This is a genomic window from Aphanothece sacrum FPU1 (assembly GCF_003864295.1).
GTDB lineage: Bacteria > Cyanobacteriota > Cyanobacteriia > Cyanobacteriales > Microcystaceae > Aphanothece_B > Aphanothece_B sacrum.
This window is the reverse complement of the sequence record NZ_BDQK01000001.1, coordinates 814,523-840,811: the sequence shown is the minus strand read 5'-3', so window position 1 is coordinate 840,811 and position 26,289 is coordinate 814,523. Positions and strand designations below refer to the sequence as shown.

Here is a 26,289-nt window from a genome sequence, read left to right as displayed (position 1 = left end):
GGCTTTCTACAGTTAACCCCACCCTTGGCAGGGTGTGGGTGGGATGGTGGGAAAGCTTGTGTGTCTTGGGGTTTCATTTTAAGTTGACCCCGTAGGGGTTAAATTAATGGTCTTCAAATTTATATCCCACTCCAACGACAGTCTTAATAAAGGAAGGGTTAGCGGGGTCAGGTTCTATTTTTTTGCGTAATCTTCTAACATGAGTATCTACGACTCTTTCATCTCCAAAAAAGTCATCTCCCCACAATTTTTCTATGAGTTGACTGCGACTCCATACCCTTCCTGTATAACTCATAAAAGTAGATAATAAACTAAATTCTAGTGTAGTTAATTCTAAGGTTTCTTCTTGATTATCTAATTTATAAGTAGCAATATGACGATCTAAATCAACTGTAAAATGAGAACTTTGATAAATATTATTAAGTTTTATTTCATGACGTAAACTCCGTCGTAATAAGGCCCTAACTCTAGCAACTAATTCGATAGGACTAAAAGGTTTAACTAAATAATCATCGGCCCCTGTTGACAATCCAATTACCCGATCTATTTCTTCTCCTTTTGCGGTTAACATAAGGATATAAGGGTCTTTTACTGTTTGTTTTTGACGAATTCGGGTACAAACTTCTAGTCCATCTAATTTTGGCAACATTAAATCAAGGATAATTAAATCCGGTTGTTGTTGTTGAAATAGTTCTAATGCGGCCATCCCATCGGACGCGATTTGACAAGAAAATGACTCTCTTTCTAAGGTATCTCGAATCAATTTAGCGATTTCGTTCTGATCTTCAACAATTAAAATATTCATGATTTTGAATAAAAACTATGGGAATAATTCTGCTTCTTTTAAAGAAACAGCAACTTGATCTTTACCCGATAGGATAGGATCTTCGTTTAAGGGCCATTCAATACCAATTTCAGGCTCATTCCAAGCAATACTTCTCTCATACTGAGGGGCATAATAATCAGTAGTTTTATACAAAAATTCTGCCACATCTGAAACTACTAAAAAACCGTGAGCAAATCCTTGAGGAACCCAAAATTGCCGCTTATTTTCCGCACTCAAAAGACATCCTACCCATTGGCCAAAAGTCGGGGAACTTTGACGAATATCTACTGCAACATCAAACACTTCTCCCACCACAACTCTGACTAATTTTCCTTGAGGTTGCTGAATTTGATAATGTAATCCTCGCAACACATTTTTTAAGGAACGGGAGTGATTATCTTGCACAAAATTGATAGTAACTCCTGTAGCATCGATAAACTGTTGATGATTATAACTTTCGTAAAAAAAGCCTCGATCATCGCCAAAAACACGGGGTTCAATAATCAAAACATCAGGAATAGCAGTAGGAGTCACTTTCATAGGAAATTGTTATAGATAAAATAACAAGAAAAATAATTGCTATCTAGTGTACCTTTAAACGGTAACAGTTACCCAATTTTGTAATTCTTCCCATCCTAACCCCTTACGAATCACCATAGGAGTATCACCGGTCATATCTACAATGGTAGAGACATCAAACCCAGGTTCTAATTCATTATCAATAATTAAATCTACCTGTTTATCCAATTCGTCAAATAAGAGAAATTTATCTAACCCAATAGTTGGAAAACCTCCTGTTTCGTCTGCTAAATGGGCAGAAGTAGAAATAATAGGATTACCTAAGCCTTGCAATAAGGTCTGACAAATGGGATGATCAGGAACACGAATACCTGTGGTTTTCCGTTTAGGACTCATGACCAATTTAGGCACTAATTTGGTAGTAGGAAGAACAAAGGTATAGGGGCCAGGAATTAACCTTTTCATAATACGATAAGCGCTATCACTAACGGAAGCATATTCAGAAATATTTGAGAGAGAAGAACACAGGAACGTCAAGGGTTTATCATTAGATAATTGCTTGATTTGTCTGACTCGTTGTACGGCAGATTTGCTATTAAGATCGCAACCGATCGCATAAACTGTATCAGTAGGATAAAGCATAATCGCCCCTTGTCTTAGGGATTGACAAATTTCTTCAATACGACGAGGTTGAGGATTATAAGGATGAAGTGTATATAGAGTAGCCATTGTTATGAAAAAAATAGCCTATTTAGAGTGTCCGACGGGTATTGCTGGAGATATGTGTTTAGGGGCCTTGGTTGATAGCGGTGTTCCTTTAGAATACTTAATTGAGCAACTTCAGGGGTTAGGAATAGCTGATGAATACCGTCTTTGGGCTGAAAAGGTTCACCGTCAGGGACAATTAGCTACTAAGGTTCATGTAGAATTAGTTACCTCGACTCCCCATACACACGAGTCTCCCCATCACCATCATAGCCATCATCCGCCCGCTCGTCATTTACCTGAGATAGAATTGATGATTGAACAAGCAAAACTCCCCCCCAGGGCGACTCAATGGAGTCTAGAGGTGTTTCGTCAATTAGCCATAGCAGAAGGGGCTGTTCATGGGGTTGCACCGTCCAAGGTACATTTTCATGAGGTGGGGGCTACAGATGCCATTGTAGACATTGTGGGGACTTGTTTGGGCTTAGATTGGTTGGATATTGAGGGGTTATACTGTTCTGGGATGCCTACGGGTGGAGGGACGGTTTGGGCGGCCCATGGGCGTTTACCTGTACCTGTTCCGGCAGTGATGAAGTTATGGGAGTCCCGTCAAGTACCTATTTATAGTAATGGTATTGACAAAGAATTAGTGACACCGACTGGGGCCGCGATCGCTATTAGTCTAGCATTAAGTTTTGGTGAATCTCCTCAAATGAAGTTAGAAAAAGTGGGTTTAGGGGCCGGTTCACAAGAGTTATCTATTCCTAATATTTTACGTCTTTGGATTGGGGAAAGTATGGAGGAAAAAAAAACACTAATGTAGATACTATTGCGGTATTAGAGACACAAATTGATGATTTAAGTCCTCAAGTTATTGGCTATATTTTTGAGACTTTATTTCAGGTGGGGGCCTTAGATGTTTTTACTCAGTCTATTAATATGAAAAAGTCCCGTCCTGGAATTTTATTGACGGTTATTTGTCCTTTAGATAAAGTGTCTGACTGTGAACAAATTATTTTTAAGGAAACAACAACATTAGGGATTCGTCAGTTAAGACAAAATAGAACTATTTTAGAGCGAGAAATTCAAGAAGTTGAGATAGAGTATGGCAAAGTTAGGGTTAAGGTAGCGAGTCAAGATGAGATAATTATTAATGTACAACCAGAATATGAAGATTGTGCAGAATTAGCCAGACAGTTTCATCAACCCTTAAGGATGATTCAAAAAATGGCTTTAGATGCTTGGTTTGAAAATCATTAGACATTTCCAAGAAACCTAACTTCAAACCATTATAATATAATGGTTTGAAGTTAATTTGGGGAGATGTCTAAGCTGTCACGAATCTAAATTGGTAGTTGAGACTGCAAGGGAGCGCCGGAGGAAGGGAGCAGGGAGAAAGAGTTTGAACTTTTGTACTGAAATTATCTATAACCATTTTAAATGCGTCTTAGCTTATTAATCTATTTTTAATTAGAATATATGGCAATGAAATTAAATGCCTTAAAGGGATATTGTAAAGCATTATTAAATTCATCATAAGTTAAAGGCTTCCCATTTTCAAGAAAGTCTTTAGGCAGGAAAATTTGATAAGAATACTGAGTTGTTAAAAAATCAAAAACCTCTTGAGAAGTAAAATTAAAGCTAGAAAGTCCCGATAATGTACACTCAAATAAAATAATTGGATGAAATTTAGATAATGTATTTTTTGCCCCTTTTAAAACTGCTAATTCTCCTCCTTCAACGTCTACTTTAATAAAATCGATACGATAATCAGGAGAGATAACTTCATCAAGTTGATCACAATGAACGGTTATTTTTTCGATTTCTTCAGCCTTTTTTCTATGTTGATGAAGTCCACTAAATCCCGATTTAGTTTTATCTACATAAAAATCAACTTCATTGCTTGAATCACTCAACGCTACTTCTTTAATTTCGACTTCTGGAAATTTTTGCTTTAGCCATTTAGCCTTATAAGGAATAGGTTCAAAAGCAATGTGATGTCCTTGTGGTGCTAACTGAATAATCTGACTCAATGTTGAGCCTAAATGACATCCTATATCTATACAATTAAAATCAGGTAAAATCACACTTTTAAAAATATTATCTAGTCTATCTGACTCTCGATAAATCTCTCGAAGTTCAGGATTTTTATAATATTGTGTAATCCCCAATAAAGATCTTAATGACTTAGCTGGATTTTCTAGGGGAGTTCTGATAATAATACGTTTTAAGTTCTCTAAATTCACCATAATAACCTATTTGACTAAAAACTTATATATAGTAAAATAGCATATCATATCTTAAGCCAAAAACAATTGATTATTAAAAAAATTAATGGTATAATCTATACTAGATAACTAAAAAGTATATCAAAATCACTAAAGATGAATAAAACAGCCCTTGAATTAACCCCTGAAGAATGGAAATATTATCAACTTGATGACAAAACTGAGCCTCCTAATCTTGACTTATCTCAAAGAAGGGAAAAAGCTTGGAAATTAGCCCAAAATTTAGCTGATTTATTACGTTCAAAATATCAAGCAAAACAAGTCATTATTTTTGGTTCTTTAACTGATCCTAATTGGTTTGATGCTTACTCGGATATTGATTTAGCTGTTTGGGGTATTTCTGCTGAACAATTTTATCAAGCAGTGGGAATGGTAACAGGAATTAGTGATGAGTTTAAAGTGGATTTAATAGACGGAGAAACTTGTCAAACTCAACTGAGAGAAATCATTGAAAAAAAAGGAATAAAAATTTTAGCAAAAGATACTTAAAACTGGCAAACGAGATTAAACATGAATTATTATCAATTGAGCGTTCTATTAGTCGAACATTACAAGCTTGGGAGAAATTTAAACAAACAGATGATCAGCTTTATTTAGATAGTGTAGCCTTAAATTTGCATAATTTTTATAATGGAATAGAACGACTTTTAGAACGAATTGCTAGAGAAATCGATAATCATGTTCCACAAAGAGCAAATTTGCATCAACAACTACTTGAACAAATGAGTCTAGAAATAGATCATAAACGACCGGCTGTTATTTCTTTTAATACCCGTAAAATATTAGAAGATTATCGAGGATTACGTCATGTAGTGCGGAATATTTATGCTTTTGAATTTGAGTCGGAAAAACTTCATCCTCTAGTAGATAATTCTCCATTTATATTATCTCAGATTATCTTAGAATGTCAAGCATTTGCTACCTTTATTGAACAATATAAATAAATATTTTTCTCCAGAGAATCATGCGATAACAAACTTATGTCATTAATTAAACCTTATTTACGATGGATAATTCTAGGATTAACTTTATTTTTTATTACTAAAACTGTTAAAACTAATTGGCAAACTGTTACGTCAGTTACCCTTGATTCTCAGGGATGGACATTATTATCATTAGCTTTAATTATTACTTTAATTGCTCATATTTGGTCAGGTTTTGTCTGGTTATTAATCCTCAAAGGATTTAAACAACCTGTGAGTATTTTATGGGCTTTAAAGATATATTTAATCACTAATATTGCTAAATATTTACCAGGTAATGTGGGTCATTTTTATGGGCGTATTTCCGCCGTATCTAAAAAAGGTGCTTCTCTTGCTGTTGCTAGTTTAAGCGTGTTATTAGAACCATTATTAATGGCTAGTGCTGCTTTATTAATCGCTTTATCTAGTCATTTTATTGGGGTAATTAAAACTACATCAAATTTTTATGTGTTAACCCTACAAATCTTCAGCTTATTGATTATTTTATTGAGTATTCATCCATTTTTTTTTAATAAATTAATTACTTTTACTCAAAAAAATAAACGAAATAAAAACAAGAAAAACGACCCTTTACATATAGACAAATATCCAAGTATTTATTTATTAGGAGAAATTATATTTTTATTATTAAGAGGATTAGGATTTATTTTAGTTTTAATGGCATTTATGTCAATATCAATTAAACAAATTCCTGTGTTATTAAGTGCCTTTAGTTTTGCTTGGTTACTCGGTTTAGTTATTCCTGGCGCACCTGGCGGAATCGGTGTATTTGAAGCAACTATTATCGCTTTACTGCAACAATCTACTATTCCTATCGGTATTATTTTAACTCCTATTGCTATCTTTAGAATTATCAGTATTTTAGCAGAAGTGATAGCAGCAGGATTAGGATTATTGCTATAGTAACTTTAGGTTAAATTCTCATTAAGTCAAAGAATATTGACAAAAAAGATTGCTTAAGAGTTAAAGTCTTTATTAAATTTTCTATATATTCATAAAAAATGAGTTATAAAAAAAGAAGAAAGTAAAAACAAGGAGGTTCAAACAAAATGATTACCTTAATCCTCATCGTAGCCTTTAGTTTAATCTTATTAGCGTTAGTAGTGGATACCCTGTTTTATACTGAACAAGAAGAATAATCAAGTTAGAGATAAAGCATGAAACTAAAAACTATTCCGTTAGAAAATTCTAACGGATTTAATCTTATTTTATGTAGATTTACGTTAGCTTCAAAATTTTTAGTCTATAGTTAAAGAGATGGTGACATTAACAACTGCTAAATTTTCAGTTGAAGACTATCATAAAATGATAGAATATGGTTTATTAAATAATCGCCAAGTAGAGTTAATTAACGGAATTATTTTAGAAATGTCTCCCGAAGGAACAGAACAAGCTTATCTCGGAGAAACTTTTGCTAATCATTTACGTCGATTGACTCAAGGATTTGCTTGGATTAGAGAAGCTAGACCGATTACTATTTCTAATTCGGAACCGGAACCAGATATTGCTGTTGTTCGTCTTCCCCATTCAATGTATCGTTCCCATCATCCGTATCCTGAAGATATTTACTTATTAATAGAGATATCTTATTCTACTTTAGGGTTTGATACGTCAGAAAAAAGAGACACTTACGCTACCGCAGAAATTCAAGATTATTGGGTTGTTGATGTTAAAAATAAACAGTTAATTGTTTATCGTTTTCCCCTCAATGGAATTTATCAAAATGAGATAATATTATCATTAGAAGAAACGGTATCACCTTTAGCTTTTCCTGAAATTAAAATTAATGTTAATCAGATTTTTAGGGATTGATCCTAATGAAGTATAAATAATAACTGGGATTAATCGTAATTTAACCCTAGATACCAGACACATTCCTAAACATCTTCCTAATACACCTGAAATGCGGCGATTATTAAATAAAGAGGGATTTGTTCATGTATTTAAAATTGATGGAACTCAAATTCCTTTGTATTATGGAGAAATAAAAGTAACCAAAGACAAGTATCATGCTATCCCCCGAACTAGACCTAGTTAATAATTGGATCTTAACTGAAGTTTGGATTGATTCTACAGCTATACCTCCTTATGTTTTGATGTTATTAGGAGATGATCAGGATAATTTTGCTATTTATGATCCGAAAGACAATTATCATCTTATTTATGCTTGTTCTAGTTATGAAGAAGCAAAATTGTGGTTGTTAGAAGATGAATATGAGAAGGTTGAGGGGAGAATTTCAATTGAAAAAGTTTCCTAAATTTTGTAAGGTGGGCATTGCCCACCCTACAGTTACATAGAATCTAAATTTTATTCCCAAACTTGACAACTTAAATCGCCAGCTTTTTGAGAGAAACGGATATTTTCCTCATAATCAACCGGACAATCAATAACTACTGGAACATTTTGTTCTAAAGCCATTTTCAAAGTAGGAATTAAATCTGCCGCAGACTCAACTCGATAACCTTTTAATCCCATACTTTCGGCAAATTTAACAAAATCAGGATTAGTAAACTTAATGAAAGCAGACTCACCAAATTGATTAATTTGTTTCCATTCAATTAATCCATAACCACCGTCATTGAAAATTAAGGTAACAAAAGGCGTTCCCACTCGCAAAGCAGTTTCTAACTCTTGAGAGTTCATCATAAAACCCCCATCCCCCGTCACCGCTACTACCTTCCGATCAGGATGAACTAATTTAGCGGCGATCGCCCCAGGAATGGCAATACCCATGGCCGCAAACCCATTAGAAATAATACAAGTATTAGGACAATCCGAATGATAATGACGGGCCATCCACATTTTATGGGCCCCCACATCAGAAATAACGATATCTTGAGGCCCCATCACTTGGCGCAGATCATAGATAATCTTTTGCGGTTTAACAGGAAATCCGTCATCATGAGCATAACGTTCATATTCTGTCACTAACTCTGTGCGTAACCCGGTGGACAGAGAACCTGATTTTCCTTGACGATCAGCCCGTTTGAGAATATCCATTAATGAATCAGAAATATCCCCGACAACTTCCACCAAAGGAATATAACTGCTGTCAATTTCTGCCGGGGCCATACCAATATGAATAATAGGGGTTGTACCTTCAGGATTCCATCTTTTTGGAGAATATTCAATCAAATCATATCCCACCGCAATCACTAAATCGCTTTGTTCAAAAGCACAAGTAATTAAATCCCGTTGTTGTAGTCCCACTGTCCACAACGACAGAGGATGAGTATAAGGAACGGCCCCTTTCCCCATAAACGTATTCGCTACCGGAATATTTAAACTGGTGACAAACTCCGTTAACGCTTCAGTAGCATCAGCCCGAATTGTACCATTTCCTACTAAAATCAAAGGATTTTTCGCCTTAGAAATAGCCATCGCTGCCGCATTAAGACTACGATAAGAAGCGTAAGTCTTTTCTTGAGCATCCCGTCTTAAAGGTTGGCCAACTACAGGCATAGCCGCGATATTTTCGGGTAAATCGATATGAACAGCCCCTGGTTTCTCACTTTGAGCCACTTTAAAGGCTTTACGAGTAACTTCTGGGGTAATACTAGGCCGGACAATTTGTTTATTCCATTTGGTCACAGGGGCGAACATGGCCACTAAATCTAGGTATTGATGAGATTCAATGTGCATTCTATCGGTTCCCACTTGGCCGGTAATAGCTACCAAAGGCGCACCATCAAGGTTAGCATCTGCTACCCCTGTCATCAAATTAGTGGCCCCTGGCCCCAAAGTAGACAGACAGACTCCTGCTTTCCCTGTGAGTCGTCCATAAACATCGGCCATAAAAGCGGCCCCTTGTTCGTGACGAGTGGTAATAAATTGAATTGAGGAGTGTTTCAGGGCTTCAAGAATGTGCAGATTTTCTTCTCCGGGAAGTCCAAAGATATACTCCACTCCTTCATTTTCTAGGCATTGAACCAATAGTTCAGCCGTTGTTAATTCCCCCATTTGTTTTGTCCCTAAATTGTGCTTGTTTATTGATCCTAACTCCCGAAAATCTTATTCCCATTGATAAAATTATGTGGAAGTTTTGCATTGATCTAATTTAACGAAAGATATTTGTCAGAAACTGTTCTAGAGGATCATTTGATCATTTTATCCATACAGTTTTAACATTCAAGAATTCTTGCATCCCTTGAATGCTTAATTCCCGTCCATATCCTGAACGCTTAATTCCCCCAAAAGGTAAACGAGGATCAGATTTGACCATGCCATTAATAAAGACACATCCGGCTTCAATTTCATCGATCAGTCGTTCTTGTTGGGCCCGATTATTTGTCCATCCACTCGCTCCTAATCCAAAAATGGTACTATTAGCTAATTCAATGGCTTCATCTAGATCTTTCACCCGAAAGAGCAAAGCAACGGGCCCAAAGAATTCATCGTTATAACCAGGAGAATTTACGGGAATATCTGTCAAAATAGTTGGCAGATAAAAGTTACCTGGGCGATCGCTGATCACTTGACCCCCTATTAGAATTTTCCCCCCTTTTGTCACTGTTTCTTGAACTTGTTCGGCAATTTCTAATAACATGGAAGATGTGGCTAAGGGGCCTATGTCCGTATCCTCTAACATGGGATCACCGACTTTCAGTGCCTGGAATTTTTCGACTAATAAGGCCTCAAATTGATTCGCCACTGACTCGACGACAATAAACCGTTTAGCAGCGATACAAGATTGACCATTATTGAGCATTCTTGCTGTAACTGCGGTGGTGGCTGCTGTTTCAATATCGGCACTGTCTAAGACAATAAACGGATCACTACCTCCTAATTCTAAGACAGTTTTCTTGATTTGTTTGCCGGCCGCTGCGGCTAAACTTGCCCCAGCAAATTCACTTCCGGTTAGGGTGGCCGCTTTGACTCGATCATCGTTGATAATAGATTCGACTTGGGATGCCCCTACTAATAGGGTTTGAAATGCCCCTACAGGGAAGCCGGCCTCATTAATGATAGATTCTATGGCTAAGGCGCATTGTGGCACGTTAGAGGCGTGTTTAAGTAGGCCTACGTTACCGGCCATTAAGGCAGGGGCAGCAAAGCGCAAGACTTGCCAAAAGGGAAAATTCCAGGGCATGATCGCTAAAATTATTCCTAATGGTTGATAACGAATGAAACTGCTAGTTGCATCGGTGGTGACGGGAACATCTTGCAGGAATGCGGCGGCATTTTCCGCATAATAGCGACAAACTAAGGCACATTTGTTAACTTCGGCGATCGCGCTTTTAATGGGTTTTCCCATTTCTAGGGTCATCAGTTCCCCAAATTTACGACTATCTCGTTCTAATATGTCGGCTGCTTGGTATAACCATTGACCCCGTTGCTCAATTGAGGTTTTGCGGTATTGTTGAAATGTGGCTGAACCTAAAGCGATTTTAAGGTCGATCTCTTTGGCACTGAGTGGTTCAAAGATTTTCAGCGTTTCTCCTGTGGCGGGGTTAACTGTAGCGATACCCATAATAGTCCTCCCATTCCCAAATGATTCAAGATTCAATGTTTCCCTTTCCTAGTCTGCTGTCGCCTCAATAAAGTTAAGGGAATTGTTGGGAATTTTTAAGATCTTTCTCTAGCTTTACCCGACTTCAACTTAATTAGTTACATTTGTTACATTTTGATATATTTGACTTCAATGGCGATCGCTAAAATCCTAATAGCAATGAGTGAACATCATAAAAGAGGGGCGGGTTTATTTAACTTTTTTGTGAGAATCATAATTTCTGTAAAAAACCCGCCCCTACGAAAACCCGCCCTTAAGTGCATTTCCTTAATTGACTGGGTTAACTGTTGCTAGTACAACATTGTCTTGCAAATCAAATGCGGAACTGCTTTGATTAGTTGTTCCTAATTCAAATAGATAAATCACTTGGTTATCTGCAATTTTAATTTTTCCGTTTTCAATGTACTTTTGTAAAAAGAACTCAATGGTATTTTGATTAGCAAAAGGTCTAATATTAGGAATAGGATCTCCATTGACGAGAACTTTAACTTGTGGCGTGTTGGAATCCTTGCTAGAAGCTGTTAGGCTAAATCCGTCACAAATTGAACCATTTCCTGAAATTGATGTCACATCAAAAGTTGTTCCTGCTGGTTGAGTTGGTAAGTTTAAAGGTGAATCTGTATTCCAAGTTTTTTGAGTTCCATTCATGTAAAGTTTTGTTGTAACTGGAATTTTGACCCCTCCTGCACCACAAGTAATCTCACCCCCTAATACTTCAAATTTTAAGTTAGCAGCTTGATTAACAGTTAATTGGTTATTAACAATGTTAAAACCCAGCACAGTCTGAGAAATATTTTGTGTTATGTATGCTCTCGCAAAGGCCAGGGTTTCTACTTTATAAACAACATTTTCACGCCAAGTTCGATTATTAACTGTAGTGGCTAAATTTATTTTGACAAGTTTTTGTGTGGGATCAACACAAGCATTAAAACCTTGAACAGGATTCGGATTAGTGGGTTGCCAATTTGGTGAACAATTTGGGGTTATGGATTTGTTATCAATCTGATCAATTATGACTTGTGATTGCCAATTTTGGGGATTATTAATTTCGGTACTATCATATTTTCCCTTCTCATTTAAAGCTGGCCCCCATCGCTCAATAACAGTTGGGCCAATCCAAGGATTTGTAGCCGGTTTTGTATAGTAAATAATCCGTTGAGGAACGTTAGCTAATTGAATAACTAAAATCGGTTTTGCACCATTAGGAAGAGTAAAGTCTGGTGCTTCAGCTAAAGCAGCCACTGCATCAGATTCAACTTTTATTCCTGGTTTTACTTCATCGCTCATAAATTCAAGGGCCCGATTTGAATTGTATTGAATAGTGGCCTTTGCTGATGCTTTATTATTCGCTGCTAATATGTTAACTAATCCAAATCCTGCTGCACTAACAACCACTGAAGTTAAGGAAGCTGCGATTAATAGTTCTGCCAAACCAAACCCAGAGTTAGAACGATTCTTTTTAATAAGTGACAAGAGTTTTAATAGTTTCATGATAGTTTATTAATGATTAATACTTAAGAATTCTTACTGAAACTAAGTTAGCATAAATTTTTTCAATTTGCAAGTATTTACGAAAAAATTTTTGCTTATTAAGAGCTAATTTTTAAAGTTTTTATGAAGCATTTAATAAAATTAATAAAGATTATATTAATAATAATTTTATTAGGTAAATATTAACAGTAATAATACGGATAATTAAGTAAATTAATAGTAAAAATACGGATTTTATAGCTTGAATTTGTGACATTTTGATATATTTAACCCTGTTATTTTTAGGAGCGATCTCTAAAAGCAAAAAAGTAATACAATTAAATTGTGATAGGGTTGACAGAGACGAGGTTTGTTGACCTAGAATGTATCTGGTAGGATACAGTACCCCAATGGAATCCATAATTGAAATCAAGCTCTTGGAGACTGATGAGGGAAAAGTCCCGTTTGAAGAATGGTACGATTCCCTTAGGGATAAAGTAACCAAAGTTCGAGTTAGACGGCGTTTAGATCGAATTGAACTAGGCAACTTTGGGGATACCGAATCAGTAGGGGAAGGGGTTTACGAACTACGACTTCATTTTGGAGCAGGATATCGAGTTTATTTTGCACGTATCGGAAATACAGTCATTGTTCTTATTGGGGGTGGGGACAAAAGTAGCCAAAAGAAGGACATCGCCCAAGCCAAAGCTATATGGAGGGAATATAAGGATGAAGCTCAAAAGTATGCACGAAAGCTTGGATAGTGATTTACAAGATCCAGAATATGTGGCTCTCTATCTCAATGATGCGCTGCATGAAGGCTCACTTGAAGAGTTTTATCTCGCCTTGAGAAATGTGATACGAGCTAATCAAGGAATGAGTCAAGTGGCGGACTCAACTGAGCTAGGAAGGGAAAGTCTGTACAAGGCACTTTTAGAGTCAGGGAATCCACAATTTTCAACGGTAAGCAAAATCGTCGGGGCTTTGGGCTTACAAATCTCCATTGAACCCGTGATCAATGCCTCCTAAGTCGGTTAAACCTGTTATTTTTAGAGGCGATCGCCAAAATCCTAATAGCAATGAGTGAACATCATAAAAGAGGGGCGGGTTGATTTGATTTTTTTGTGAACATCATGGAGTTATGTAAAAAAACCGCCCCTACGAAACTGCTATTCATCGACACTTGGAAACCAGTTACTATCAATTAACTGTTCTAAGGTATAGAGGCATTCTTCTGGGAATTTCTCTTTTTTCAAACCAGTTTTAACGATGACGTATTTAAGTGATCTTTGGTAAATTTTATTGAGATTATCCTTAAGATATTTGTATAAATTAGTAGTCATATCTATTTCTAATTGATTCCGAAAATTAACCACTTCACCGGCCCAATGACGATAATTATACTCTCTTTCTGTTTCCCAATATTGAATCATTAGTAAATGTCTAATAATTTGTTCTAAAAAACTTGCACCACTACGCTTTGTGTCCCTAACCAAGTCTTCTAATACCTCACTTAAACTATCTAAATCTAATTCATCTAAACAACGAGATTTGATGATTTCTAAAGTGGTTTCATACCAAGCTAAATAATCGGTTTCATAAAGTTCTCTGAGATTTGAAGTTATTAAATCACTTGCTTTCATTTTTTTGCTCTCAGTAGTCATTTATCGCTAAAAACTATTATACAAAAATTAGTAGGGGCATAATATATTATACCCCTACACCGTACTGTATTAGGAACTTAACCATGTTAAACCCCTACGGAACTGCTAATCTTTACCCGAATCTTCCGGCTACATAATCTCTAGTTTGAGAATGATTTGCATCAGTAAATATCTTTTCAGTAGTTCCAAATTCAATTAATTTGCCTATACGACTTTCATCTGTGTTAAAAAACGCTGTATAATCAGACACCCGTGAGGCTTGCTGCATATTATGAGTGACAATTATGATCGTTAAATGAGTTTTAAGACCATGAATTAATTCTTCAATTTTTAGGGTAGAAAGTGGGTCAAGGGCCGAACAAGGTTCATCCATCAACAAAACTTTAGGATTAACGGCTAAGGCCCTAGCAATACATAATCTTTGTTGTTGTCCTCCTGATAGTCCTAATGCTGATTTATTGAGACTATCTTTAACTTCTTCCCACAAGGCTGCCCCTTGTAAAGCAGACTCTACTTGTGCGTCTAGTTCTCCTCGACTTACAGAACGAAAAATTCTAATTCCATAGGCAATATTTTCGTAAATACTTGTGGCAAAAGGATTGGGTCGTTGAAAAACCATTCCAATTTGTCGCCGTAAGGTATTAATATTAACCCGTTTATGATAAATATCTTGTCCTAAAAATCTAATGCTTCCAGTTACTTTGACTTTTCCTTCTAATTCTCCAATACGGTTAAGAGATTTTAATAAAGTAGATTTACCACAGCCAGAAGGGCCTATCATTGCAGTTACTTTTTCTTGAGGAATATTCAAAGAAATATCGGTTAATGCCTGTTTGGTTCCGTACCAAAAATTGACATTTTCAATCAATAAAGCGGAAGAATTTAATTGAGTGTTAGGGGTTAACTTAGTAGTGGAAATCATGATAAAATTAGGATTGACGCTGACGAATAATAAAACGGGATAACAAGTTAGTAATTAATACTAAAAATAGCAGCACCAAAGAAGCTGTCCAAGCGATGGCGTTTTGGTCGGGAAAAGGGGAACTAGCGTAAGTATAAATTAAGACAGGTAGAGAAGGAGTGGGATTCCAGAGTCCTTCTGCCCAAAATTGACTAAATAAAGCAGTAAACATCAAAGGTGCTGTTTCTCCGGCCGCCCTAGCTACTGCTAATAATACTCCCGTAGTGATAGAAGGTAAAGCAGCAGGAATAATTAACCGAAAAATCGTGGTAAACCTGGCCCCACCTAATGCGGCTGACCCTAGACGATAGGACATAGGAACTGCTTTAAGTGCTTCTTCGGTGGTTAGGGAAATAATGGGTAACATGATCACCCCTAAGGCTAAACCTCCAGCCACTGCCGAAAATTTCTTAGTGGTAATAACTAAAACCCCATAAGCAAATACGCCCACAATAACGGAAGGAACGCTGCTTAAAACGGCACTGACAAAGCGGATAGTATTGGCCACAACTGAACCTTTAGCAAATTCTGACACAAAAATTCCGGTCATCACCCCTAACGGTACACTTAATAACGCTGCTAGTCCCACCATTGTTAAACTACCGACAATGGCATTAGCAAAGCCGTTAGCTTCATTTTCCACTCCAGGAGGTGAGGGTAAAGAAGTAAATACTTCCCAACTCAACTGAGGTAAACCTTGACGGGTAATTTCCCAAACAATGGCAAATAAGGGCAGTAAGGCGATAAATGTCAGGATAAAAGCTAAAATAGTCATCCCCAAACTAAAACTATTTCTCAGGGGAGATAAAGGGCTAAATAGTTCAGAATCATCTGGGGATTTTTGTACCATAATATTAACGATTAGATTTGACTAATTCAACCAAGAGAACGGCCAGACTGTTAACTACTAGGGTAATAATAAACAGAATCAGGGCCAAATACATCAAAGCACCAATATGCAGTTCTTCAAAAGCTTCAGGAAATTGATTGGCTAACACCGCAGGAATTGTATAACCAGGGGCAATTAAAGAGGGGCTAATGATGGTTGAATTCCCAATAACCATAGTAACTGCCATTGTCTCCCCTAACGCCCGTCCTAACGCCAAAATAATCGCACCAATAATACCGGAACTGGCCGTCGGTAACAGAACCCGGAAAATGGTTTCCCATCGCGTCGCACCCAAAGCCATTGACGCACTGCGTAACTCTGGTGCAACGGCCCGTAAGGCATCCCGACCAATAGCGGCAATGGTGGGTAAAATCATGATCCCTAATACCACTCCTGCTATTAAGGTACTCGGGCCAAAGGGTTCGGTACTAAACAGGGGAAACCAAGCAAAAGTCTTAAATAACACCTCTTGTAGCGGCTTTAATATGGGAATCAAGATAAATATACCCCATAGTCCAATAATGACGCTAGGAATAGAGGCAATTAATTCTACTAGAAAAGCAACAGGCGATCGCACCCAGTCTGGCACAAAATTCTCACTGGTAGTTAAAGCAACGGCTAAACCCAAGGGAACGGCAAAGAATAAAGCTAGGGCAGAACTGACTAAGGTTCCGTAAATATAGGGTAAACCACCAAATTGTAGTTTTCCCACATCCCAATCTTGACTCCAAAAAAAACCTAACCCAAAAGCTTTCATAGCGGGTTGGGCATCTTGAAACACGATCCACCCTATCAACAACAAAAACAAGCTTCCTGAGAAGGCTAAACCTCTAACCAAGACGGTAAATAAGCGATCGCCCCATACACTTGCTCCTTTAGTAGTTGTGAGGTCATTAATTATTGCCTGTTGGCTATCAATGGGGTCTGAAAAATTGGCCATAATGTTTTAAGTGGTAGGGGCAAACGGCCGTTTGCCCTTACAGGTACTACTTGATTTTATCCACAGCAGCAGATACTTTTTGAGCAACGGAGGCAGGAATACGGGTAAATTCCAACTCATTATTCAAATTTTGACCGCTAGAAAGAATCCATTTCATCAATTTCTTGATTTGAGCCGCTTGTCCAGCATCTTTGTATTGTTTAGATACTAATAACCAAGTCATTCCCATAATGGGATAACCATCTTTAGGATCATCCACGTTAGCGGTAAAATCAGCATTAAAGGTAATTCCAGCCATCGCTTTATTGGCTTCAGCTAAACTCGGTTCTACGAATTTTCCGGCTTTATTTTGAACTTTAGCCGTTTGCATGGTTGCCCCTTCGTTTTTACGAGCAAAGGTATCTTGTACATAACCGATCGCGCCATCAGTTTGCTTCACCAGTGCCGCAACTCCATCATTTTTGGGACCTTTAAGCACGGTAAATCCCCAGTTAGGTTCTTTACTTGCTCCTATTTTCGACTTAAAAGCAGGACTAATGGCACTTAAATGGCTGGTAAAAATTTCTGTGGTTCCGCTACCATCAGCACGAACAACTACTTTGATCGGTTTACTCGGCAGTTTAGAATCAACTTGCTTCCAGTTAGTAACTTCACCACTAAAAATTTTCGGGAGTACCTGACGAGAAATTTGGATTTTTCCGGCTCCTTGAAGATTATAAACTAATGCAACTGCGCCGCCTGCGGTGGGAACTAAAAGAACTCCCCGTTTCATTTGGCTTTTTTCTGATCCTGAAGGGGCAGCATCAGTTGCTCCAAAATCAACTGTTTCCGCAATAAATTGACGAATTCCGGCTCCACTTCCTACAGAGTTATAATTGACAGTAACTCCGGTGGCTTTCTTATATTCAGCAAAGTAACGTTGATACAGAGGAGCAGGAAAGGAAGCACCAGCACCGTTTAGTGCCTGGGCCATTGCTTCTCCTGTCGCTCCCAGGGCAAGGATCAAGGTAGTAGCAGAAATTGTTAAGACCTGATTGACTTTAGAAAATGTAAACAGCATCATGTTTTGAATCAAAAAATTCCTAGTGTTAATACTTTCATTTATTGCCCTATTAATCAATCTGGCAATGCCAGACAAAATATACTTTATTTGACTTAAAATAAGGTTAAGATGTAATTAACTAAAGTTTAAATTTAAGATATAACTGTGGAACGCCGCAAGATGCGGCGTTCCACAAAATTGAATTTGGTAAGCATCATGTAGGGGCGGGTTTTTTACATAAATCAATGATTCGGTTCTACAGGACTTACTATGCTAAACTAATAATTAATAAAAGGCTAAAGCCTTATTCTATAAAAACGAGCGTCCGCCTTCGCGGACTAAATTATAGGTTGCGTAGGCAACCTTTGTTTGTATAGCTTAACCCTTAAGGGTTTAAGCCTATTATTTGTAATAATTTAGCATAACTTGTCCTGTAGAACCGTTTTTTACATAAATCTTACTTAGAGTTAGATGGTTCTGGTTTAGGTTCTAATTGTAACCATTCTTCGGGTTTTCTCTCTAAAGCATATTGAAAATTTTTCGGGACTAAACTAATAGTTATTTGTTCTTGTGACTGAGTTTCTGGATCAACTTGGGCATAAATTAGTTCTCCTTGAAAATCGGGACTTCCTAATATTAATTGATGTTGAGTTTTATCATTTAATTCAACCTTTATTATCCCTAATGGTTTCTCTAAACCATAATCTTTTTTTTGATTTGTTGGCACTTTAAAACTACGCTTGATTTTTTCACTTGCTAATAAATTAGTTAAGAAAGAAATTATCGCATCATTCCCTACTTTATCTTCTGGTTCTTTCATTTGCCAAGGTTTTTGAGAATTTTGAGTCTTTTCAAATTTTAGGGTCTTTCCTTGAGTTTCAATGGTCAAAATTTTAATGTCTTTTTCTTCAAAGTCAAACACCTTTTTTTCTTGAGACTGGGTTTCTTCTTGCTTAGACTCATTTTGTATTTCATGAATATAAACACCCCCTCCAAATAAAATGGCAGTGATAAATAATCCTAACGTTGTCTTCTGTAATTTCATATTTTTCTAGATTTACTTATTATTTATGTACGGGCTGGTTTATTTAACAAATATGTTAAAACCATTGATTTTGGTTAAAAACCCGCCCCTATTTACTTATCTTTTACGCCACCAAGTAATTCCTGCTGCGACTAAAGCAGATAAAGGAACAATAACTAAAGCGAGTAAAGCGAGTAGATTTGCTTGAAAACTTGTTAAGTTAATGCGACGATTTTTAGCTTCTTTCGGACGAATAGATAAGAGTTGTTCATCTTTATTTCCTAACCATTGCACAGAATTCAAAAATATATCTCCGTTGAGTTGTTGACCAAATAAATTGTTATTAGCAAAACTAGAATTTCCTATAATTACCAGACGAGATTCTGTTTTTTTGACATCTGTTTTCTCTGATGACTCAAGCTTTTTATCATCGTTTGGACTAGCATTAGGACTTGATTTTGTCTCAGATGACTCTGTAGACGTAGACTCCTTATTAGGTGAAGTAGTTGAAGATTTTTCCTCTACTTTATTAGGTGTAGGACTTGCTTTTGTTTCAGGTGAAGTTGTAGACGTAGACTCTTTATTAGGTGAAGCAGTTTTATTATCTTCAGGATCAATCTTTTTCGTTAATGCTACCCCTAGATCAAAGGGGCCAGCAATATCCGTTTTAGGGTCAAATGATACATCTTCAGAGGTTAAATCACTTTCGGCCCACATTTGTTCATTAGTGACTAATAAAGCGGTTGCTGTGACATCTTTTACCTCAACAGTATCAATAGGACGAGACACCGGATAAAAAGAAATTCCTTGACCAAATTCTTTGGTAATAGGATGATCACCATAAGTAGTAATAATCGGAGTAGTGGGGCCTAAACCGACTAAATTTCCCGATCCAGATCCATCAATAATAATTCTATTATCTAATTGAATACCCCATTCTTTTAAAAGAGGTTCTAATCCTGGATCTGTATTCGGATCAAGTAATAATAATAAGTTACCACCTTGATCGGAATAAGTCTTTAATGCTTGAACTTCTTGCTCAAATAATTTACGTTTTGGCCCAGCAATAATGATAACATCTGCATCTTGAGGAATTTCTGAACGTTCCACTAAATTAAGGGGTTGAACTTCATATCCTTTATCTTTAAGACTACTAATAGCAAGAGACATACTATCTTTTTCTGCTTCTTCTAGGGTCGTTTCTCCATGACCTTGAAGAACATAGATAATTGGGGTATAATTTTTTTGTATCTTTTCAATAGCATTAGTTAATTTAATTTCTGATAAAGGTTCCCTATTATTAAAAGCAATTAAGGTTTGAACTATTTGTTTTTTGTCTCCATATTGCAAATAAACATCTCCTAATGATTTGACATTAAACTCTTTTGTTAAGGCAATTTTTTGATCTGGATCAATTACTTCAAATTCAAACTTATTATTGTACCTACGATAGTTTTCTAATAAATCTTTGTCCTTGGGATTGGTTTCTTTATCAAAAATCCAAATTTTTACGGGTTCTTTGAGATTTTGCACCACTTCTTGACTTTGGGGTGACAAGGTAAATAGTTGATTTTCACTAAAATCAATTCGCTTAGCATATCGAATAGCTAAAAAATTAATCAGTCCTAAAATAACCAATAAGGAAATAGTTGTGACCAGAGTATTGGTTCCTGCTTGGGTCGATCTTTTTTGCCAAAACCCTTGAGAATTTAGTAAAATATACCCTAACCAAATGACTAATAGAATGCCACCACCGATCACTAACCCTAAATAAAGAGGAGACCAAGTTTTAGTGGTTATATTAGCCACTAAACCCGAAACTCCTAGTATTAAACCAGGAATATAGAAATATTTTAACAGTTTAAGATAATTAGAAAATTTATTCATCTTCATTTATGTTTAAGAATTAAGATCTCTGAAATCTAAAAGTTTCAATAGATTGTGCAGTTAGAAAAATCCCTAGAAAAATATAACTTGCAAATAATACTAAACTGCTGGTATCTACAACTCCATTCACTAAGTCATTGTAACGATCAAATAAGGAAAGATGAGATAAGATACTACTCAGTGGTTCTTTAAGATTACCAGCGATCGCATCAGTTATCCACAAGAATAAAACCAGAACAAAGGTCAGAATATACGCCAAAATTGAACTATCTGTTAAGGAAGAAATAAACATCCCTAAAGAAAGTATGGCAGTTGCCACTAAAAATAATCCCCCATGAGCAATTAATATTACATTAAGATTAACGGGAGGATTAGCACTACTAAAAACAATTGTTTCATAAATCCAAAGTGGGATCATTAAGACAATAAAAAAGCAAACAACCCCTAATAATTTACCCACCGCAACCACCCAGTTAGTCACTGGAGAAGTCGCTAATAATTCTAAGGTTCCTCGTTTACGTTCTTCAGAATATAATCCCATAGATAAGGCCGGTAATAACACTAATAATAGGGAAATAATGATCCCTAAAAAACTTTGTAAGAATTCACTAGCAACATCAACTGAGGTTGGTAATTGTCCACTCTTTTCAGCAAAGGCCACGCTAGTGATGATATTCTCTAAAATTAGTCCAAAAAATAACCCAGAAATTAGCCAAAATACGGCAGCGATAATATAAGCAAATGAAGAAGTAAAATAACTTTGAAATTCTTTGCGGAAAATAGCACTTAAATTGGTGAAAATCATAGTAATTATTTTGTTTTAATCTTCAGTAATGGGTGATGTTTCTTCATTTTTAGTTTCAATTCCTGATTCTTCCGTAATTAGATCTAAAAACACATCTTCTAAAGTAGCACGACTGCGACGCATTTCATATAATCCTAATCCTTCATTGACAATTAAATTAGCAATATCTCGTCCTATTTCTATGTCTGATTCAGTCATCACATGAACTAAATAACGATCAGACTCATTATCTGTTATTTCAGGATTAATCTGAATCTTAAAAACTCCCGGAATATTGTTCAATAATGATTCTATTTTCGTCATATCTCCTTCAAGTTCTAGTTCATATCCTCCTCTTTGTGTCAGATGAGACATTAAATTATTTGGGGTATCTGTAGCAACAACTTTACCCCTATTAATAATGGCAACGCGATCACAAGTCATACTCACTTCTGGCAAAATATGAGTAGACAAAATAATCGTATGTTCCCCCGCTAAACTCTTAATTAGATTGCGAACTTCTATGATTTGTTTCGGATCTAATCCGACGGTAGGTTCATCTAAAATAATCGCCGGAGGATCATGTACAATCGCTTGAGCAATGCCTACCCTTTGTTTATAACCTTTAGAAAGTTTCCGAATTAAAACTTTACGCTTTTCTCCTAATTGACAACGTTCAATTGCCCAGTTTACCCTAGAAACGCGATCGCCTGCTACTACCCCTTTTATGCGTGCCACAAACAATAAAAATCCTTCTACCGTCATATCAGGATACAAAGGGGGAGTTTCAGGAAGATAACCTATGCGTCGTCGCACTTCCATTGACTGTTCATGGACATCATATCCTGCTATTTTAGCGGTTCCGGTGGTGGCAGGAATATACCCGCTTAAAATTCGCATGGTGGTGGTTTTTCCTGCACCATTTGGCCCCAAAAATCCGAGAATTTCTCCACTTTCAACGGAAAAATCTACATCTTGAATGGCGGCAGTTGCACCGTAAATTTTGCTGAGGTGTTCGACTTCAATCATAATTCATGAATTGATAGGCTCTGAGGATCAATTATGCCTCAATTCTTACAAGTTTTTAGATCTTTTTTTGAATGACATCGTATTAGGTGGATATTGCTTTAAATTCAAGTTAATACAACTTTCGACTAAAGAAGCATTATAGAATTTAAAAATAACACACCAATATGTTATTTTTTGTGTTTAGTAAGCATCTTTACGATGAGTACAACTTAATATCAGAATCAACACTTCTTTATCCTGAATTTTGTAAATAACGCGATAGTCGCCGATTCGGATACGATAAGTATTATCGTATCCTTTAAGTTTCCTGACTCCATTAGGACGAGGGATATCCGCAAGAAGTTGAATATCCGCAATTATGCGTTGACGTTGTTTTTTAGGTAAGTCGTCTAGTTGCTTTTGAACAGGTTTAGGAATAATAATATGATAGCTCAATTTTGACTAGCCTCATATTCTTCAAGGGTTAAATAATCTCCTGATTGATAAGCAAACTCAGAGGCAATGATGTTAGCGCGTTCTTCTTCGGTAATGTCTTCTTCAATATGTCGTTTTTTAAGAAAGAGTAAATAGTCAAGTAATTGCGCTAAAAGAGAATCAGGAATATCTTCAATTTCTTGGATGAGTTGCTTTTTAATTGTCATAGTAGTTATTGTTAATGATTGATTATATTCTGGTAATGTTTATTGAATGCAAAAGTAGGGGTCAACGGCCGTTGACCCCTACATAATAACTCTATTTAACCTAGCTTTGGGATAAAATAGAGCTTAAGCTATAAAACTTATACTTTTTCTGGTTGATTTGCATAGCTATCTTTTGTGAGATACTTAACTCTTGCTTTGATAAATTCAGCAACACCATAAATCTGATCTAAATTTTCGATAGTTGTTGTTGCTTCTTTCTTGAAATCAGTATTATCAAGAATAGAAATAGTTTTATGGCCAGTTCTTTCATTAAACCGCAGACGACAAACTGTTTGTTTTACTTTTCCATCCAAGTTAATCCCAAAATAAGCTTTCGTGTCTTTATACTGAATTCGAGAGGTGTCAACGACTTCTCTCAGTATTGACTTAATCATATAAAATCCTTCTAATTCTTCTGCTGTTGTCACAATTCCGTTATCTTCAGAATCAGATATTATTTCTTCTAAATTATCACGGGAGGATAAGTCTTGCATAAAGCTAGAAGAACTATCATTGTTAATGGCAGATTCCAAACGTTCTTTAATCCGTTCATTAATATATTCTTTAAGAGAACGCTGAGTAATTTCTGTGAACTTCTCGATCACGCCAGATGTCATTCTTCCAGAGTAAACATGAGTAACAAAAAATTTAACAAAATCAGTGCAAGGATTAGATAATTGCTCAGAAATTACCCGTTTAATTTCTTTGGTATATAAAAGGTTTCTAGCAACATTTTCAAGATCATCAAGATTAAAGTTAGACTTAGAAAACCGCTTGAGTTCATTGAGTGAAGATTCATCAAAATTTAAAACATTAAATTCAAAGAACGGTTTATCATCCATTATATTGTCTTTATCTGTATCAGTATAAAACCGATAGATAATACCATTCGTTAAGACACCAAACTTCGCTTCTGTTGAATGAAAATATCGATGAAGTTGGGAATTATGTTTAGGGTTCTCAAGATTATCCCCACACCATTTACACTCAATTAAGATGATGGGTTTATCGTTTAAACAAATAGCATAGTCAACTTTTTCCCCTTTTAATCCTGGTAAATCTGCTGTATATTCAGGATGAACTTCTATGGGATTAAAGACATCATACCCCCATGCTTGGATAAAAGGCATAATAAAAGCTGTCTTCGTGGCTTGCTCATTTTGAATTTGGGACTGTAGCTTATCAACCTGCTGCGCGATCCCTTTTAATCTGTCAACTAAATCCATAATTGTGTCCTACTGAGTCTTACAATGGGCTTATCTCTAATAATCCCAAAAAAGAACCATTTCTAACACATTGATCGAAAATTATCTTAATTATTTTGATGTTAAATTTTGAAGTTAGACAATTCTTGATTTTCTTTACTACATATCTTGGCTATTTTGTCAATCCATAAGCAATGATACTTAGTGGCATTTTAATACATTTGCTCAAAATAAAGAGGGAAATAACCAGAAAATAGCTCTAAAACAGATCAGACTTAGATGAAGACAACGAAAGAATGATACTTATAAGACTATTTTTAGGGCAAGACAAACGTGCTGTAGATGTTTAATAATTTTTATCATACCATAAATGGCGCAAACTCGTTACTTATTGCTAATAATTCTCAAGTCTTGTCAAGTTTAACAAATGTTAAGCTATTGAAATTTTCAAATAAAATGTTTAAATCAATAACTTTAAATTATCTTTTAAGGTAGGGGTCAACGGCCGTTGACCCCTACCTCTGGTTCCGTTATTATTGTATTAAAGGAAATCATCTGAAAAAATGACTAATCCTGAAATAATCTGTTTAGGTGAAATTCTCTTTGACTGTCTAGCAGATCAATTAGGCAAAGAATTAATTGATGTTACCTCATGGACAGCTTATCCAGGGGGCGCACCTGCTAACGTGGCTTGTGCTTTAATTAAACTAGGAACTCCAGCCGCATTTATAGGATGTATTGGTTCCGATAACTATGGAGATCAATTAGTTTCTCTTTTAGAAGAAATTGGGGTCACTATAACAGGAGTTCAACGTCATCCTACAGCACCGACTCGACAAATTTATGTAACTCGTTCCCTCACTGGTGAACGTCATTTTGCTGGTTTCGGTAATATTGATACTGCTCAATTCGCTGATACTAAATTATTAGCTCAAAACCTACCAGAGTCTCTTTTTATTAATGCTAAATATTTAGTCATAGGAACCCTAGAACTTGCTTATCCTAAAAGTAAAAAAGCTATTTATCAAGCTATAGAACTGGCCAAAAAGCATCAAGTTAAAGTTTTTGTCGATATTAACTGGCGACCCGTCTTCTGGGACAATTTAGAGATAGCAGAACCCCTAATAATAGAGGTATTGCACCAAGTTGATTTTATCAAATGTTCCCTAGAAGAAGCACAAGAATTATTTAAGACAGAAAATGCCAAAGAAATCGCCCAAAAATTTCCCAATGTTACAGGAATATTAGTCACCGCAGGAGAAAAAGGCGGTACTTATTATCTAGGGGAAAATCAAGGACAAATCCCAGCCTTTCCGGTTAACGTTGTAGATACAACCGGAGCAGGAGATAGTTTTGTGGCCGGATTTCTCCATCAATGTTGTTTAATGGGCGATCGCGTTTTAGAAGATGAGATAATGGTTAAAGAAGTCTTAACCTATGCTAGTGCAGTAGGCGCACTTACTACCACCAAACCAGGAGCGATCGCTGCTCAACCCTGTGACAAAGAAGTCACGGACTTGATCAGGGGATTAAATCTCTAATCTGTCGCTGATCAACGACACTCTATGTAAAAATGGTAAGGTTGCTTATCTTCCCCTTAATTAAGCTTGTCGGAGAATTAACCTAGAGAGTTATTAAATATGAAAGTTGGCGATCGCGTCCGTGTTAATGTATCTGTTATTGTGTACCACCACCCCAATCACAAGAAAGAACCTTTTGATATCAAGGGAATGGAGGGAGAACTCATTGAATTAGTGACGAATTGGCAAGGAAGACCCGTAAGTGCGAATTTTCCTATTTTAGTTCAGTTTGAAAAGCGATTTAAAGCTCATTTTCGAGATAATGAACTAGAGGTCATTGAGTAGTTATCTTCCTGGGAAAAT

General features: G+C 36.3%; 29 protein-coding genes and 1 pseudogene. 11 read left to right on the top strand and 19 right to left on the bottom strand.

The window, feature by feature from the left end:
* Positions 1–103: 103 nt before the first annotated feature.
* The 3 genes from AsFPU1_RS03900 to AsFPU1_RS03890 are packed head-to-tail and all read right to left on the bottom strand — an operon-like array spanning position 104 to position 2,074.
* The gene (locus AsFPU1_RS03900; RefSeq protein ID WP_124977992.1) at positions 104–805 is read right to left on the bottom strand and encodes a response regulator transcription factor; all 702 of its coding nucleotides are present in this window, start codon (positions 803–805) and stop codon (positions 104–106) included.
* A gap of 15 nt (positions 806–820) precedes the next feature.
* Complete coding sequence (gene rfbC, locus AsFPU1_RS03895; protein WP_124977990.1) at positions 821–1,366, bottom strand: dTDP-4-dehydrorhamnose 3,5-epimerase; 546 nt, start codon at positions 1,364–1,366, stop codon at positions 821–823.
* 54 nt (positions 1,367–1,420) lie between these two features.
* Positions 1,421–2,074 carry an L-threonylcarbamoyladenylate synthase gene (locus tag AsFPU1_RS03890; RefSeq protein ID WP_124977988.1) on the bottom strand — a complete coding sequence of 218 codons (654 nt, stop codon included), beginning with the start codon at positions 2,072–2,074 and terminating at the stop codon, positions 1,421–1,423.
* 4 nt (positions 2,075–2,078) lie between these two features.
* Here AsFPU1_RS03890 and larC point away from each other — a divergent pair.
* Positions 2,079–3,310: pseudogene (gene larC / locus AsFPU1_RS23635) on the top strand (nickel pincer cofactor biosynthesis protein LarC).
* 206 nt (positions 3,311–3,516) lie between these two features.
* Here the strand turns inward: larC and AsFPU1_RS03875 are convergent.
* Positions 3,517–4,299, bottom strand: coding sequence for an FkbM family methyltransferase (locus AsFPU1_RS03875; protein ID WP_124977982.1), 783 nt, complete (start codon positions 4,297–4,299; stop codon positions 3,517–3,519).
* 135 nt (positions 4,300–4,434) lie between these two features.
* Between AsFPU1_RS03875 and AsFPU1_RS03870 the strand changes: the two genes are divergently transcribed.
* From AsFPU1_RS03870 to AsFPU1_RS03845, 6 genes are all read left to right on the top strand, one after another.
* Positions 4,435–4,827 carry a nucleotidyltransferase family protein gene (locus AsFPU1_RS03870; RefSeq protein ID WP_124977979.1) on the top strand — a complete coding sequence of 131 codons (393 nt, stop codon included), beginning with the start codon at positions 4,435–4,437 and terminating at the stop codon, positions 4,825–4,827.
* Between the two features lie 125 nt (positions 4,828–4,952).
* On the top strand, positions 4,953–5,282 hold the full coding sequence (locus tag AsFPU1_RS03865) for a ribonuclease toxin HepT-like protein (protein WP_124977977.1): 330 nt from the start codon (positions 4,953–4,955) through the stop codon (positions 5,280–5,282).
* A 36-nt stretch (positions 5,283–5,318) separates the two neighbouring features.
* Complete coding sequence (locus AsFPU1_RS03860; protein WP_124977975.1) at positions 5,319–6,224, top strand: lysylphosphatidylglycerol synthase domain-containing protein; 906 nt, start codon at positions 5,319–5,321, stop codon at positions 6,222–6,224.
* A 354-nt stretch (positions 6,225–6,578) separates the two neighbouring features.
* Positions 6,579–7,133 carry a Uma2 family endonuclease gene (locus AsFPU1_RS03855; RefSeq protein WP_124977973.1) on the top strand — a complete coding sequence of 185 codons (555 nt, stop codon included), beginning with the start codon at positions 6,579–6,581 and terminating at the stop codon, positions 7,131–7,133.
* A gap of 91 nt (positions 7,134–7,224) precedes the next feature.
* Positions 7,225–7,359 carry a DUF6972 family protein gene (locus tag AsFPU1_RS23490; RefSeq protein WP_438357542.1) on the top strand — a complete coding sequence of 45 codons (135 nt, stop codon included), beginning with the start codon at positions 7,225–7,227 and terminating at the stop codon, positions 7,357–7,359.
* Complete coding sequence (locus tag AsFPU1_RS03845; RefSeq protein WP_124977970.1) at positions 7,331–7,579, top strand: hypothetical protein; 249 nt, start codon at positions 7,331–7,333, stop codon at positions 7,577–7,579. The genes AsFPU1_RS23490 and AsFPU1_RS03845 overlap by 29 nt, the downstream gene beginning before the upstream one ends.
* A 50-nt stretch (positions 7,580–7,629) precedes the next feature.
* Here AsFPU1_RS03845 and AsFPU1_RS03840 read toward each other — a convergent pair whose 3' ends face one another.
* The 3 genes from AsFPU1_RS03840 to AsFPU1_RS03830 all read right to left on the bottom strand — a co-directional run bounded on the left by AsFPU1_RS03840 (position 7,630) and on the right by AsFPU1_RS03830 (position 12,322).
* Entirely contained in the window at positions 7,630–9,282 is a 1,653-nt protein-coding gene (locus tag AsFPU1_RS03840) for an acetolactate synthase large subunit (protein ID WP_124977968.1), read from the bottom strand.
* 142 nt (positions 9,283–9,424) lie between these two features.
* Positions 9,425–10,792 (bottom strand): NAD-dependent succinate-semialdehyde dehydrogenase, encoded by a 1,368-nt coding sequence (locus tag AsFPU1_RS03835; RefSeq protein ID WP_124977966.1) that lies wholly within the window; start codon positions 10,790–10,792, stop codon positions 9,425–9,427.
* Between the two features lie 306 nt (positions 10,793–11,098).
* On the bottom strand, positions 11,099–12,322 hold the full coding sequence (locus AsFPU1_RS03830; protein ID WP_124977964.1) for a PilW family protein: 1,224 nt from the start codon (positions 12,320–12,322) through the stop codon (positions 11,099–11,101).
* A gap of 389 nt (positions 12,323–12,711) precedes the next feature.
* On the opposite strand from AsFPU1_RS03830, the gene AsFPU1_RS03825 reads away from it, so the two are divergent.
* Both AsFPU1_RS03825 and AsFPU1_RS03820 read left to right on the top strand, forming a co-directional pair.
* Positions 12,712–13,065 (top strand): type II toxin-antitoxin system RelE/ParE family toxin, encoded by a 354-nt coding sequence (locus AsFPU1_RS03825; protein ID WP_124977962.1) that lies wholly within the window; start codon positions 12,712–12,714, stop codon positions 13,063–13,065.
* Positions 13,031–13,330 carry an addiction module antidote protein gene (locus AsFPU1_RS03820; RefSeq protein ID WP_124977960.1) on the top strand — a complete coding sequence of 100 codons (300 nt, stop codon included), beginning with the start codon at positions 13,031–13,033 and terminating at the stop codon, positions 13,328–13,330. Before AsFPU1_RS03825 ends, AsFPU1_RS03820 begins: the two co-directional genes overlap by 35 nt.
* 140 nt (positions 13,331–13,470) lie before the next feature.
* Here AsFPU1_RS03820 and AsFPU1_RS03815 read toward each other — a convergent pair whose 3' ends face one another.
* The 12 genes from AsFPU1_RS03815 to AsFPU1_RS03760 form a co-directional block, all read right to left on the bottom strand.
* Complete coding sequence (locus AsFPU1_RS03815; protein WP_124977958.1) at positions 13,471–13,944, bottom strand: DUF29 domain-containing protein; 474 nt, start codon at positions 13,942–13,944, stop codon at positions 13,471–13,473.
* Positions 13,945–14,077: 133 nt separating this feature from the next.
* Entirely contained in the window at positions 14,078–14,887 is an 810-nt protein-coding gene (gene pstB / locus AsFPU1_RS03810) for a phosphate ABC transporter ATP-binding protein PstB (RefSeq protein WP_124977956.1), read from the bottom strand.
* 7 nt (positions 14,888–14,894) lie between these two features.
* Positions 14,895–15,776: a phosphate ABC transporter permease PstA gene (gene pstA / locus AsFPU1_RS03805; protein WP_124977954.1), complete on the bottom strand. Its 882-nt coding sequence runs from the start codon at positions 15,774–15,776 to the stop codon at positions 14,895–14,897.
* 4 nt (positions 15,777–15,780) lie between these two features.
* The gene (pstC, locus tag AsFPU1_RS03800) at positions 15,781–16,755 is read right to left on the bottom strand and encodes a phosphate ABC transporter permease subunit PstC (RefSeq protein WP_124977952.1); all 975 of its coding nucleotides are present in this window, start codon (positions 16,753–16,755) and stop codon (positions 15,781–15,783) included.
* 46 nt (positions 16,756–16,801) lie between these two features.
* Positions 16,802–17,815: a phosphate ABC transporter substrate-binding protein PstS gene (gene pstS / locus AsFPU1_RS03795; protein ID WP_124978112.1), complete on the bottom strand. Its 1,014-nt coding sequence runs from the start codon at positions 17,813–17,815 to the stop codon at positions 16,802–16,804.
* Between the two features lie 439 nt (positions 17,816–18,254).
* Entirely contained in the window at positions 18,255–18,842 is a 588-nt protein-coding gene (locus tag AsFPU1_RS03790) for a DUF4340 domain-containing protein (RefSeq protein ID WP_124977950.1), read from the bottom strand.
* 96 nt (positions 18,843–18,938) lie between these two features.
* A complete protein-coding gene (locus tag AsFPU1_RS03785; protein ID WP_172957580.1) occupies positions 18,939–20,708 on the bottom strand; it encodes a GldG family protein in 1,770 nt (589 codons plus the stop codon).
* Positions 20,709–20,727: 19 nt separating this feature from the next.
* Positions 20,728–21,513 carry an ABC transporter permease gene (locus AsFPU1_RS03780; protein ID WP_124977945.1) on the bottom strand — a complete coding sequence of 262 codons (786 nt, stop codon included), beginning with the start codon at positions 21,511–21,513 and terminating at the stop codon, positions 20,728–20,730.
* Positions 21,514–21,528: 15 nt separating this feature from the next.
* The gene (locus AsFPU1_RS03775; protein WP_124977943.1) at positions 21,529–22,521 is read right to left on the bottom strand and encodes an ABC transporter ATP-binding protein; all 993 of its coding nucleotides are present in this window, start codon (positions 22,519–22,521) and stop codon (positions 21,529–21,531) included.
* Between the two features lie 180 nt (positions 22,522–22,701).
* The gene (locus tag AsFPU1_RS03770) at positions 22,702–22,956 is read right to left on the bottom strand and encodes a type II toxin-antitoxin system RelE family toxin (protein WP_124977941.1); all 255 of its coding nucleotides are present in this window, start codon (positions 22,954–22,956) and stop codon (positions 22,702–22,704) included.
* Entirely contained in the window at positions 22,953–23,162 is a 210-nt protein-coding gene (locus tag AsFPU1_RS03765) for a DUF2281 domain-containing protein (RefSeq protein ID WP_124977939.1), read from the bottom strand. The genes AsFPU1_RS03770 and AsFPU1_RS03765 overlap by 4 nt, the downstream gene beginning before the upstream one ends.
* 137 nt (positions 23,163–23,299) lie before the next feature.
* A complete protein-coding gene (locus AsFPU1_RS03760; protein WP_124977937.1) occupies positions 23,300–24,427 on the bottom strand; it encodes a type I restriction endonuclease in 1,128 nt (375 codons plus the stop codon).
* Positions 24,428–24,969: 542 nt separating this feature from the next.
* Here AsFPU1_RS03760 and AsFPU1_RS03755 point away from each other — a divergent pair.
* Both AsFPU1_RS03755 and AsFPU1_RS03750 read left to right on the top strand, forming a co-directional pair.
* Positions 24,970–25,947 carry a carbohydrate kinase family protein gene (locus tag AsFPU1_RS03755; RefSeq protein WP_124977935.1) on the top strand — a complete coding sequence of 326 codons (978 nt, stop codon included), beginning with the start codon at positions 24,970–24,972 and terminating at the stop codon, positions 25,945–25,947.
* 99 nt (positions 25,948–26,046) lie between these two features.
* Positions 26,047–26,271: a ferredoxin-thioredoxin reductase variable chain gene (locus AsFPU1_RS03750; protein ID WP_124977933.1), complete on the top strand. Its 225-nt coding sequence runs from the start codon at positions 26,047–26,049 to the stop codon at positions 26,269–26,271.
* The last annotated feature ends 18 nt before the right edge of the window (positions 26,272–26,289 follow it).

Bases quoted from the DNA above. Each gene is read 5' to 3' on its own strand.
- AsFPU1_RS03775 (WP_124977943.1), bottom strand. From the start codon at position 22,521: ATGATTGAAGTCGAACACCTCAGCAAAATTTACGGTGCAACTGCCGCC.
- AsFPU1_RS03825 (WP_124977962.1), top strand. From the start codon at position 12,712: ATGGAATCCATAATTGAAATCAAGCTCTTGGAGACTGATGAGGGAAAA.
- AsFPU1_RS03900 (WP_124977992.1), bottom strand. From the start codon at position 805: ATGAATATTTTAATTGTTGAAGATCAGAACGAAATCGCTAAATTGATT.
- AsFPU1_RS03790 (WP_124977950.1), bottom strand. From the start codon at position 18,842: ATGAAATTACAGAAGACAACGTTAGGATTATTTATCACTGCCATTTTA.
- pstA (WP_124977954.1), bottom strand. From the start codon at position 15,776: ATGGTACAAAAATCCCCAGATGATTCTGAACTATTTAGCCCTTTATCT.
- AsFPU1_RS03755 (WP_124977935.1), top strand. From the start codon at position 24,970: ATGACTAATCCTGAAATAATCTGTTTAGGTGAAATTCTCTTTGACTGT.
- AsFPU1_RS03815 (WP_124977958.1), bottom strand. From the start codon at position 13,944: ATGAAAGCAAGTGATTTAATAACTTCAAATCTCAGAGAACTTTATGAA.
- AsFPU1_RS03840 (WP_124977968.1), bottom strand. From the start codon at position 9,282: ATGGGGGAATTAACAACGGCTGAACTATTGGTTCAATGCCTAGAAAAT.
- AsFPU1_RS03855 (WP_124977973.1), top strand. From the start codon at position 6,579: ATGGTGACATTAACAACTGCTAAATTTTCAGTTGAAGACTATCATAAA.
- AsFPU1_RS03750 (WP_124977933.1), top strand. From the start codon at position 26,047: ATGAAAGTTGGCGATCGCGTCCGTGTTAATGTATCTGTTATTGTGTAC.
- AsFPU1_RS03875 (WP_124977982.1), bottom strand. From the start codon at position 4,299: ATGGTGAATTTAGAGAACTTAAAACGTATTATTATCAGAACTCCCCTA.
- AsFPU1_RS03820 (WP_124977960.1), top strand. From the start codon at position 13,031: ATGAAGCTCAAAAGTATGCACGAAAGCTTGGATAGTGATTTACAAGAT.
- AsFPU1_RS03760 (WP_124977937.1), bottom strand. From the start codon at position 24,427: ATGGATTTAGTTGACAGATTAAAAGGGATCGCGCAGCAGGTTGATAAG.
- AsFPU1_RS03780 (WP_124977945.1), bottom strand. From the start codon at position 21,513: ATGATTTTCACCAATTTAAGTGCTATTTTCCGCAAAGAATTTCAAAGT.
- AsFPU1_RS03890 (WP_124977988.1), bottom strand. From the start codon at position 2,074: ATGGCTACTCTATATACACTTCATCCTTATAATCCTCAACCTCGTCGT.
- AsFPU1_RS03835 (WP_124977966.1), bottom strand. From the start codon at position 10,792: ATGGGTATCGCTACAGTTAACCCCGCCACAGGAGAAACGCTGAAAATC.
- pstC (WP_124977952.1), bottom strand. From the start codon at position 16,755: ATGGCCAATTTTTCAGACCCCATTGATAGCCAACAGGCAATAATTAAT.
- AsFPU1_RS03860 (WP_124977975.1), top strand. From the start codon at position 5,319: ATGTCATTAATTAAACCTTATTTACGATGGATAATTCTAGGATTAACT.
- AsFPU1_RS03830 (WP_124977964.1), bottom strand. From the start codon at position 12,322: ATGAAACTATTAAAACTCTTGTCACTTATTAAAAAGAATCGTTCTAAC.
- AsFPU1_RS03765 (WP_124977939.1), bottom strand. From the start codon at position 23,162: ATGACAATTAAAAAGCAACTCATCCAAGAAATTGAAGATATTCCTGAT.
- AsFPU1_RS23490 (WP_438357542.1), top strand. From the start codon at position 7,225: ATGCGGCGATTATTAAATAAAGAGGGATTTGTTCATGTATTTAAAATT.
- rfbC (WP_124977990.1), bottom strand. From the start codon at position 1,366: ATGAAAGTGACTCCTACTGCTATTCCTGATGTTTTGATTATTGAACCC.
- AsFPU1_RS03870 (WP_124977979.1), top strand. From the start codon at position 4,435: ATGAATAAAACAGCCCTTGAATTAACCCCTGAAGAATGGAAATATTAT.
- pstS (WP_124978112.1), bottom strand. From the start codon at position 17,815: ATGCTGTTTACATTTTCTAAAGTCAATCAGGTCTTAACAATTTCTGCT.
- AsFPU1_RS03845 (WP_124977970.1), top strand. From the start codon at position 7,331: ATGCTATCCCCCGAACTAGACCTAGTTAATAATTGGATCTTAACTGAA.
- AsFPU1_RS03785 (WP_172957580.1), bottom strand. From the start codon at position 20,708: ATGAATAAATTTTCTAATTATCTTAAACTGTTAAAATATTTCTATATT.
- pstB (WP_124977956.1), bottom strand. From the start codon at position 14,887: ATGATTTCCACTACTAAGTTAACCCCTAACACTCAATTAAATTCTTCC.